Raw genomic sequence first — 10,163 nt, forward strand, 5'->3', positions numbered from 1 at the left:
CGCCTCGTCCTCTATGTGGGGTCGGGCTTGAGTGGGTGCGGCCCCGGCCGGGGCGCGGGCTTTGTCCTCAATCGCCGGACGGGCTTGATTTTGCCGGGCTGGGCTTGATGGGGCGGGTTCGGCTTGGGGAAGCTGCCCGGGGTGCGGGTCTTGTCCTCAATCGCTGGCTAGGCTTGGTGTGCCGGGCGGCTATTTTTTGTTGGTGAACTTCTCGTAGGCCGCGACCACTTCCTTTGCCGGGCCGTCCATGCGCAGCGTCCCCGCCTCCAGCCAGATCGCCCGGTCGCAGGTCTCGGTGATCGACTTGTTGTGGTGGCTGACCAGGAAGACCGTGCCGGCCTGCTGGCGCAGTTCGATGATCCGGTCCTTGCTGCGCCGCTGGAACTTGGCGTCGCCGGTGGACAGGGCCTCGTCGATCAGCAGGACATCGTGGTCCTTCGCTGCGGCGATCGAGAAGCGCAGCCGGGCGCCCATACCGGAGGAGTACGTGCGCATCGGCAGGGTGATGAAGTCGCCCTTCTCGTTGATGCCGGAGAAGTCGACGATGTCCGCGTAGCGCTCGCGGATCTCGTCACGGGTCATGCCCATCGCGAGGCCGCCGAGTACGACGTTGCGCTCGCCGGTCAGATCGCTCATCAGCGCCGCGTTCACCCCGAGCAGCGAGGGCTGGCCCTGGGTGTGGACGCGGCCCTTCGTGGCGGGCAGCAGACCTGCGATGGCCTTCAGCAGGGTGGACTTCCCCGAGCCGTTGGAGCCGATCAGGCCGATCGCCTCCCCCTTGTACGCGGCGAAGCTCACCCCCTTCACGGCGTGCACCTCGCGCACCCCGGGGGTCTGCCGGCGTGAGGTGATCCGGCTGAGGGCCGAGGTGGCGCTGCCCTTCCCGGTGCGGGCGCCGTTGACCTTGTACGTGATGTGGACGTCGTCGACGACGACCGTCGGTACGCCGGTGTCCGTGCTGTCAGCCACGTCCGTAACTCTCCTCGGCCTTCCAGAAGTAGATGAATCCGCCCACGCCGCACACCAGGGCCCAGCCCGCGGCGATGGCCCACACGTGCGTGGGCAGCTGCCCGCGGTCGAAGCTGTCGATGAGCGCGAACCGCATCAGGTCGATGAAGACGGCGGCCGGATTGACCTCCAGCGCCAGCTTCACCAGGTGCGGGACCCGGTTGCCCTGGAGCATCGTGCCGATGCTCCACATGACGCCGGACGCGTACATCCAGGTGCGCAGGATGAACGGTGTCAGCTGGGCGATGTCCGGAGTTCGCGCGGCCAGCCGGGCCATGGCCATCGAGATGCCCGTGTTGAACACGGCCTGGAGCGCCAGGGCCGGTACGGCCAGCAGCCAGGAGGGCTGCGGGTACTGGCCGAACACCACCAGGATCAGCACCAGTGCGCCCATCGAGAAGAGGAGCTGCTGGAGCTGTTGCAGGGCCAGCGCGATCGGCAGTGAGGCGCGCGGGAAGTGCAGGGCCCGTACGAGCCCGATGTTGCCGCTGATCGCCCGGGTGCCCACGGTGATCGAGCTGCTGGTGAAGGTCCAGATGAAGACGCCGGTGACCAGGAACGGTACGTAGTCGGGCACGCCGTGCTTCGTCTTCATCAGGACGCCGAAGATGAAGTAGTAGACCGTGGCGTTCAGCAGCGGCGTCATGATCTGCCAGATCTGGCCGAGCTTCGCCTGGCTGTACTGGGCGGTGAGCTTGGCGGTGGCGAACGCCGTGATGAAGTGTCGCCGGCCCCACAGCTGCCGGACGTACACCGGCAGGGACGGCCTCGCCCCGCTCACGGTCAGCCCGTGCCGGGCGGCGAGTGCGGCGAGCTCTCCCGGTGCGTACACGGGCGGGTGCGCGGCCGGAGGGGTGCCCACCGGAGATGCCGGGGCCGAAGGGGCCGAAGGGGCTGCCGGGGCTGTTGTCTGGCTCACCACGATCGCTTTCGTCGAGGGGCAGGAATCGAGGGGCAGGAACCATCACGAGCGACGGAACGGAACCGTATCGTCGCAACGCCGAGGGTAGGTCGCATCGACGTCGCAACGCAACCGTTTCGTCGTCGCGGACTATGATTCGGGCCATGACCACCGACCCGGGAAGCCGCCGCCGTGTCCCCGCCGGAGCCGCCGTGCTGCGCGAGGACGTGACCGATGCGATCCGCAGCGCGGTCTTCGAGGAGCTGGCCGCGGTCGGTTTCGCCCGGATGTCCATCGAGGGCATCGCCCGGCGTGCCGGGGTCGGCAAGACCGCGGTCTACCGCCGCTGGAAGTCCAAGCTGCACCTGGTCCTGGACCTGGTCTCCGCCGTCGCGGTGCAGGGCATGCCGGCCCCGGCCACCGGCTCGCTGTACGGGGACGTCCGCGCCGTGCTCGAACTGGCCGCCTATGCCCTGCGTCACCCGCTCGCCTCCCAGGTCATCCCGGACCTGCTCGTCGAGGCGGCCAGGAACCCGGAGATCTCCGACACCATCAAGGCCGCCCTCCTCGACCCGCAGCTGGGTATCGCCGCCGTGGTCGTACGGGACGCCGTCGCCCGCGGGGAACTGCCCGAGGGCAGTGACCCCGACCGCGCCCTCGACCTGATCGTCGGCCCGCTCTACTGGCGCCTCGCGGTGGTCCGGGGCGAGCTGCCCGCGGGGTACCTGGACGACCTGGCCGCCTCGGCCGTGGCCGCTCTCACCCGCTGACCCCGGCAGGGGCGTGCGGGGAACCGGCTGTGCGCCCCCTGCGTCCCTGCTCATGGCAGGCACGGCGGTCCCGAGCGTGTCTGTCCCCCGGTTGCGCTTCGGGCCGGGGTATGAGTGTGCTTTTTTGTGCTGCCGTTCCATCGGATAGTCTGGTGGACGGGCCGCCCACCGGGCCTCCCGGAGCATGCGCAACACCGTGCTCCCGGGCCGTCCGGGCGAAGCCCCGGGCACTGCCGTCACCGCCGAGGACGAACCCTGGAACGGAGCGGCTTTGTCCACGGGGCGAGCACGGTGCAGGCGTAGTCACTCGTTCGGGACCGTAACCGGTGACCCCCGACCGTTCACACGGTTGAGCCATACGGACAGCCAGGCCCCCGATGAACGGACGTGCTCAACATGCCGCCACGGCTCAGTGTCGTTGTCCCCGTCTACAACGTCGAGCTCTTCCTGACGGACTGCCTGAAGTCCCTCGCGGAGCAGACCATGACCGACCTCGAGGTGGTGATGGTCGACGACGGGTCCACCGACGGCAGCGCGGCTCTGGCGGCCGAGTTCGCCGCGCAGGACGACCGCTTCCGGCTGGTGAGCCAGAAGAACGGCGGGCTGGGGCACGCCCGTAACACCGGTGTGCGCAACTGCGACCCGGAGAGCCGTTACCTCGCCTTCGTCGACAGCGACGACATCATCCCGCCGAACGCCTACGAGCTGCTCGTCGGGGCGCTGGAGGAGACCGGCTCGGACCTGGCGTCGGGCAACGTGCTGCGGCTGCGCGCCGGCGGCAAGCTCCAGCAGTCGCCGATGTTCCGCAAGCCCATGGCCACGACCCGGCTGCGCACCCACGTCTCGCGTGATCTGGATCTCCTCGGTGACCGGATCGCCTGCAACAAGGTCTTCCGCCGCTCCTTCTGGGACAAGCACGAGTTCGCCTTCCCGGTCGGCGCGCTGTACGAGGACATTCCCGTCGTCCTGCCGGCCCACTTCCTGGCCGGCTCGGTCGACATCGTGAAGGACCCCGTCTACCACTGGCGCGACCGCCCCGGCTCGATCACCACCAGCCGGGCCGTCGTCCGAGGCGTCCGCGACCGCGTCGCGCACGTGCAGGGGGTCTCCACCTTCCTGGCGAAGAACCGCCCCGCCGCCGACAAGAACCACTACGAGGCGCACGCCCTGGCCAACGACCTCTGGTACTTCATGGAGGTCCTGCCCGACGGCGACGAGGAGTACCGCGCCGCCTTCCTGACGCACTGCAACGCGTTCCTCGACCAGGTCGACCCGTCGGTCCTGGACGGAATCCCGCTGCGGCTGCGTGTGATGTGGCACCTGGTGCGCGAGCGCCGCATGGACGAGCTGCTGGCCCTGCTCGCCTTCGACAAGCGCGAGCCCGGCGCCTTCGGTGTGCGCGGGGTGCGCCGCCGTCAGGCCAGCTACCCGGTGCTGAAGCAGCCCGTGCCGGCGCAGGTGCTGCGCGTGGCCGACCGCGACCTCCCGCTCGCCGCCCGGCTGCGGGACGCGCAGTGGCGGGACGGCAAGCTGCACCTCAAGGGATACGCCTACATCCGCAACCTGCCCGTCGCCTCCGGACCCAGCGAGTTCCGGATCGGCTGGCTGCGGGCCGGCCGGCGCAACGTGGTGCCGCTGCGGCTGCGCAGGGTCGACGAGCCGGAGGCCACCGCGCGCTCCCGCCAGAGCCTGCACGACTACGACCGCGCGGGCTTCGAGGCGGTCATCGACCCGGCGAAGCTCCGTATCGCAGCCGACGGCAGCCCCAAGCAGCTGACCTGGCGCCTGGAGGTCGGCATCGCCAGGAACGGCATGCTGCGCCGCGCCTTCCCCTCCGTCCGTGAGGTCTCCGTGGCACCGCCCGTGTACCGGCCGGACGGGGACCACCGGATCGTTCCCGCCTTCGACGGCGACAAGCTGGTGCTGCACGCGGAGCGGATCGACGCCCGGTTCGAGACCCACCGCGCGGGCGACACCTCCGGCACCGTCCTGGTGTCCGGCATGGTCCGCGACCGTCTTGCCAAGGGCGAACTGCGGCTCGGCCTCACGCACAAGGCGACCGGCGCCGCCTGCGACGTCCCGGTCACGGTCGGCGAAGGCACCGAGTCCGCGGCCGCCGGCTGGCGCCGCTTCACCGCCGAGCTCCCGCTCGCGGCCGTCACCGAGGCCCGTCCCACGGCGGACGACGCCCCGAAGAACCTCGGCTACAGCGTTCATCTCGTCGGTCCCAAGGACCAGAAGACACCGGTCGACGTGCCCGGCCCCCTGCCGCTCGGCCGCTACCCGCTGGGCGACGGCGAGGAGGGCGTACGCCGCGAGCTCGCCTTCGTCACGAGCTCCCGCGGGAACCTGCTGATCAGCGACCGCACCGTGCAGCCCTCCGTCGAGCTGGCGAGCTGGACGGAGGACGGCCGGCTGTTCCTGGAGGGCACGTTCCCCGAGGACCCGGAACACCCCGTCGAGCTGATCGCCCAGAACAGCAGCCACCGCGAGGAGGCGACCTTCCCGGTCGAGTTCACCGGTGCCGACGACGCCCGCCGGTTCCGGGCCGAACTGCGGCCGGACGCCGTCGACGGGCCCGGCGGCCCGCTTCCCCTGGGCGAGGGCAACTGGTACTTCTTCCTCCGCGAGAAGGGCGCGGCCGACGAGAGCGGCGACATCGCGCTGCGCATCCCGGCCTCCGCCTTCCGTACCCTGCCCGTCACCCGCAACCTCGCCGGCCGCGACTACACCATCGAGCGGCGCTTCGGCGACCAGTTGCTGGTCGTCTCCGCCTCGGTGCTCACCGCGTCGGAGCGCGGCCTGCGGGCCAAGAAGCTGCTGAGCGACTCCTACGCCGCCAAGCGCACCGCGCCGCTGCGAGAGGCCGCCCTCTACAGCACCTTCGACGGCCGCCAGTTCTCCGACTCGCCGCGTGCCGTCTACGAGGAACTGGTCTCCAGGGGCGTCGAGCTGGAGCACCTGTGGGTCGTGCGCGACCAGCAGGCCATCATCCCCGCGGGCGCCACCGCCGTGGAGCACGGCTCGGCCGCCTGGCACGACGCGCTGGCCCGCAGCCGGTACATCGTCACCAACACGCAGCTGCCCGAGTGGTTCGTCCGGCGCGAGGACCAGACCGTCGTCCAGACCTGGCACGGCACCCCGCTCAAGCGCATCGGCCTGGAGCTGGCGGGCACGATCCAGGCGAACGCCGCCTACATCGCCACCCTCAAGCGGCGCGCCGAGCAGTGGAACTTCCTGGTGTCCCCGAACACCTTCTCCACCCCCGTCCTGCGCCGCTCGTTCGGCTTCGAGGGTGAGGTCCTGGAGTGCGGTTACCCCCGTAACGACATCTTCCACGCCGCCGACCGGACGAAGGTCGCCGAGGCGGTACGGGAGAGGCTCGGGATCCCCAAGGACAAGAAGGTCGTGCTGTACGCGCCGACCTGGCGCGAGGACCAGCAGCTGGGCGGCGGGCGCTACTCGCTCGGCCTCCAGCTCGACCTGGCCGCCGCCGAACGCGAACTGGGCGCGGACACCGTCCTGCTGGTGCGCCGTCACTACATGGTCACCGACCGGCTCCCGGACAGCGGCACCGGATTCGTCCGCGACGTCTCGCGCTACCCGGACGTCGGCGAGCTGATGCTGATCAGCGACGCGCTGGTCACCGACTACTCCTCGCTGATGTTCGACTTCGCGCAGACCGGCCGTCCGATGCTCTTCCACACCTACGACCTGGAGCACTACCGCGACACGCTGCGCGGATTCAGCTTCGACTTCGAGACGCGGGCCCCCGGCCCGCTGATCCCCGGCTCCGACGACCTCATCGAGGCCCTGCGCGACCCGGTCCGGGCCATCGCGGGACACGCGGAAGCGTACGAGGCATTTCGGCGTGACTTCTGCGACCTCGACGACGGCCGTGCGACCGCCCGGGTGGTCGACCGGATGCTGTAGTCCGCGTTTCGCGCGAATCGTCGCCCCCCCGAGGGGCACATGTGCCCGGCCGGTATCCCTACCGGCCGGGCACCGGCGTGTGGTGAACCCCGGCGCGACGCGGTGGTGAACGGAAATTGACGTACGGACTGTGCGAACTGCATGAACCGTTCGAGTGATTCGGCATCCCCCGCGTTTGCGCAGATGCGCAGGACACCCGACCCGCATGGCGCATAAGTGTGTTCATCGGTGCGTTGCATAGCGTCGCCGGGTTGCTACGTTCTGTTTTCATGGGTATCCGAATGCGGTGCGAATCCTGGGACATGCGGCGCGCGAGAGTCGTTGTGCTCGTCGCCGCGGCTGTCGGTCTCCTGACTCGCATGATCATCGCGGCGAATGTGCCGGGCCCGGCCGACGTGCGCATCTTCGCGGGGTTCGCCAAGGCCATCACCGTGTACGGCCCCATTCGGATCTATGAGCACCCGCTGCCCCAACTGCCCGTCTACAACCACCCGCCGCTGGCCGGCTGGATGCTGCTCGCCCTGAACGGCCTTTCCGAACTCGGAATGTCGTTCGGCACGCTCATCCGTTCACCCGCGTCGATCGCCGATTTCTTCTGCGCGCTTCTCGTGTTCGAGATCGTCCGGCGGCGCGCCACGCAGAGTGCGGCGCTCCTGTGCGGCATCGGGGTGGCCGTGAGTCCCGTGCTGATCGCCACCTCGGGCTATCACGGCAACACCGACTCGGTCGCCATCATGTTCGCCCTGGCCGCCGCCCACCTGCTGGCCGACCGGAAGTCGCCGGTGGCCGCGGGGGTGGCCGCGGCGCTCTCGATCAGCGTGAAGTTCATCCCCGTCGTGGTCGTCCCCGCGCTGTTCGTCGCCGCCCTGCGCGGCGGCCGGCCGGTGCTGGTCCGCTTCGCCGCCGGCTTCGGCGCGCTGTTCGCCCTGGTGTGGGGGCCGGTCCTGGTGACCGTGCCGCAGCACCTCAAGGAGAACGTCCTGGAGTACGGGGGCGGCACCTACCACCTCTGGGGCCTCGTCCGGTTCGCCGACGTCTTCGGGCTGCCGGAGTCCGTCATCACCTTCATGCAGGGCGGCGGCCACTTCCTCTTCGTGCTTGTCTGCGTGGCCGCGGGCGTCTGGCTGGCATGGCTGCGGCCTGCGCAGCTGCCCGGGGTCGTCGCCGTCACGCTGGGCCTGCTGCTGCTCCTGTCCACCGCTTCAGGCCTGCAGTACCTGACCTGGGCGGCCGCCGGAACGTTCGTTCTCGGGTTCTGGGAAGGGCTCGCGTACAGCTGTGTGCTGGGGCTGACGGCCGTCATCGGCTACAGCGGACGCTCCGCCGTGCGCTGGAGCGAGCCGCTGCTGGAACTGGGCGCCGCCGGCTGGATCGTCCTCGCGGCCGGCCTCGTCACCGGCATCCGCCGGATCCTCGCCACCCGGCCGGGAACGGCGGCGCAGCCCCCCGCCGCGCGGGCGACCCTCGCCACCCCCCGTACCTCGCAGCCTTCCGGTTCCGCCGTCAATTGACCGCGCGCACACCGGCGCGGCACCCGCCCATCGAACCGCCCCGACCCCAGCACCGAGCATCGAGCGCAACTGGAGAACGCCCCGTGAAGGAAAGCCCGAGCCCCAGGATCGGCATCCTGGTGGTCGCGTACAACGCGGAGACAACGCTGGAGAAGACCCTCGACCGGATTCCGGAGGACTTCCGTTCCCGGATCGACGAGATCCTCATTCTCGACGACGCGAGTCATGACGCGACCTTCACCGCCGGCTGCCGATGGTCCCAGGCGGAGGGAATGCCGCGGACCGTGGTGATGCGCCACACCAAGAATCTCGGATACGGCGGGAACCAGAAGGCCGGATACGCGCTGGCGGCCGCCCACGGACTGGACATCATCGTGCTTCTGCACGGCGACGGACAGTACGCCCCGGAGCTGCTCCCCGAAATGGTCGCTCCGATCGAACGCGGTGAGTGCGAGGCCGTGTTCGGATCGCGGATGATGAAATCGGGGCAGGCGCTCAAGGGCGGTATGCCGGTCTACAAATGGCTCGGCAACCGCATTCTCACCCGGCTGGAGAACGGCCTGCTCGGTTCGGAGCTGACCGAATTCCACTCCGGGTACCGCGCCTACAGCGTCGAGGCGCTGAAGCGGCTGCCGATCGACCGGAACACCGACGCCTTCGACTTCGACACCCAGATCATCGTCCAGCTGCTGAACGAGGGAATGCGGATCAAGGAGATCCCGGTGCCCACGTACTACGGCGACGAGATCTGCTACGTCAACGGCATGAAGTACGCGAAGGACGTCGTCAAGGACGTCCTCGAATACCGGCTGGCGGTCAAGGGGTTCGGCACCTGCGCCTGGATCCCCAAGCCCGTCGAGTACGCCTTCAAGGAGGGCGACGGCTCCTCGCACGCCGTCATCCTGGAGAAGATGCGCAAGCTGCCGCCCGGCCGGGTCCTGGACCTCGGCTGTTCCGGCGGTCTGTTCGCGGAACGGCTGGAGGCACTCGGCCACGAGGTGACCGGGGTGGACTACGTCGAGGTGCCCGGGGTGCGCGAGAAGTGCACCTACTTCCATCTGGCGAACCTGGAGGAGGGCCTGCCGGTCGAGGTCGGCGTCGACTTCGACTACGTCGTCGCCGGCGATGTCATCGAGCACCTCTCCCGCCCCGAGATGGTGCTCACCGAGGTCGCTACCGTGCTCCGGCCCGGCGGCCAGGTGCTGATGTCCGTACCGAACTTCAGCCACTGGTACTCACGGATGCGGGTCGCGCTCGGCGCCTTCGACTACGACCGCCGGGGCATCCTCGACGAAACGCATCTGCGGTTCTTCACCCGGGCCAGTCTGCGCCGTACGGTGCGCAACGCGGGCTACGACGTCCTGGACATCGCGTCGACGGGGGCACCGTTCTGGTCGCTGCTCGGGCGCGGTCCGCTCGCCGCGGTACTCGGCGCGACGTCGAGGCTGCTGACCCGGATCCGGCCGACCCTGTTCGGCTATCAGCACGTCGCACTGCTCACCCCGCATGCGGCCGAGACGATCATCGCTGGAGAGCACGTCGATGTACAGGACATCCTCAACCGACAGTACGTCCCTGCCGACCGGGTCGGCGTCTGAGGCGACCGTTCCCCCACCCACCGCCGCCCACGCGTCCGAGAATCCGGCCGCCGTCGTCAGGAGCAAGGTCTTGACCCTTCCCAGTCTGATGCTGCTGCTGTTCGCCGTGTTCTCGTCCGCGGGCGGCCAGATCATGCTCAAGCACGGGATGAAGGGCGCATCGGCCGCCGCCGGGGAACACGGCGGCTCCGTCGCCCTGCGGGCCGCCACCAGCCCCTGGGTGGTCGTCGGCCTGGTGATCTTCGGGGTCTCCGCGCTCGCCTGGATGTCGACCCTGGCCAAGGTGCCGCTGTCGATCGCGTACCCGTTCAACGCCCTCGGCTATCTGCTGATCGTGCTGGCCGGGGCGACCGTCCTGCACGAGCGGACCTCGATGTGGACCTGGGGCGGCTCGCTGCTCGTGGTCGTCGGCCTCGCCACGGTCATGGCGGGACAGCAACGC

Annotated in this window: 7 protein-coding genes; 5 read left to right on the forward strand and 2 right to left on the reverse strand. The window is 69.6% G+C overall.

Annotated features, from left to right (window positions below; all coding sequences use genetic code 11):
• Nucleotides 1-189: 189 nt before the first annotated feature.
• Nucleotides 190-969 (reverse strand): ABC transporter ATP-binding protein, encoded by a 780-nt coding sequence (locus ACFVW8_RS36405; protein WP_389697830.1) that lies wholly within the window; start codon nucleotides 967-969, stop codon nucleotides 190-192.
• Complete coding sequence (locus ACFVW8_RS36410; protein WP_389697832.1) at nucleotides 962-1,870, reverse strand: ABC transporter permease; 909 nt, start codon at nucleotides 1,868-1,870, stop codon at nucleotides 962-964. Before ACFVW8_RS36410 ends, ACFVW8_RS36405 begins: the two co-directional genes overlap by 8 nt.
• 191 nt (nucleotides 1,871-2,061) lie before the next feature.
• Here ACFVW8_RS36410 and ACFVW8_RS36415 point away from each other — a divergent pair, with 191 nt between their 5' ends.
• From ACFVW8_RS36415 to ACFVW8_RS36435, 5 genes are all read left to right on the forward strand, one after another.
• Nucleotides 2,062-2,679 (forward strand): TetR/AcrR family transcriptional regulator, encoded by a 618-nt coding sequence (locus tag ACFVW8_RS36415; RefSeq protein WP_389697834.1) that lies wholly within the window; start codon nucleotides 2,062-2,064, stop codon nucleotides 2,677-2,679.
• A 387-nt stretch (nucleotides 2,680-3,066) separates the two neighbouring features.
• Nucleotides 3,067-6,612, forward strand: coding sequence for a CDP-glycerol glycerophosphotransferase family protein (locus ACFVW8_RS36420; RefSeq protein ID WP_389697836.1), 3,546 nt, complete (start codon nucleotides 3,067-3,069; stop codon nucleotides 6,610-6,612).
• Nucleotides 6,613-6,971: 359 nt separating this feature from the next.
• Nucleotides 6,972-8,123 (forward strand): glycosyltransferase family 39 protein, encoded by a 1,152-nt coding sequence (locus tag ACFVW8_RS36425; protein WP_389697838.1) that lies wholly within the window; start codon nucleotides 6,972-6,974, stop codon nucleotides 8,121-8,123.
• 83 nt (nucleotides 8,124-8,206) lie between these two features.
• Nucleotides 8,207-9,721 (forward strand): methyltransferase domain-containing protein, encoded by a 1,515-nt coding sequence (locus tag ACFVW8_RS36430; protein ID WP_389697840.1) that lies wholly within the window; start codon nucleotides 8,207-8,209, stop codon nucleotides 9,719-9,721.
• A gap of 70 nt (nucleotides 9,722-9,791) precedes the next feature.
• Nucleotides 9,792-10,163 (forward strand): hypothetical protein (locus tag ACFVW8_RS36435; protein WP_389697842.1); only part of this gene is annotated, 372 nt, incomplete at its 3' end.

The sequence above is a fragment of the Streptomyces sp. NPDC058221 genome, from assembly GCF_042882365.1.
Taxonomy (GTDB): Bacteria; Actinomycetota; Actinomycetes; order Streptomycetales; family Streptomycetaceae; genus Streptomyces.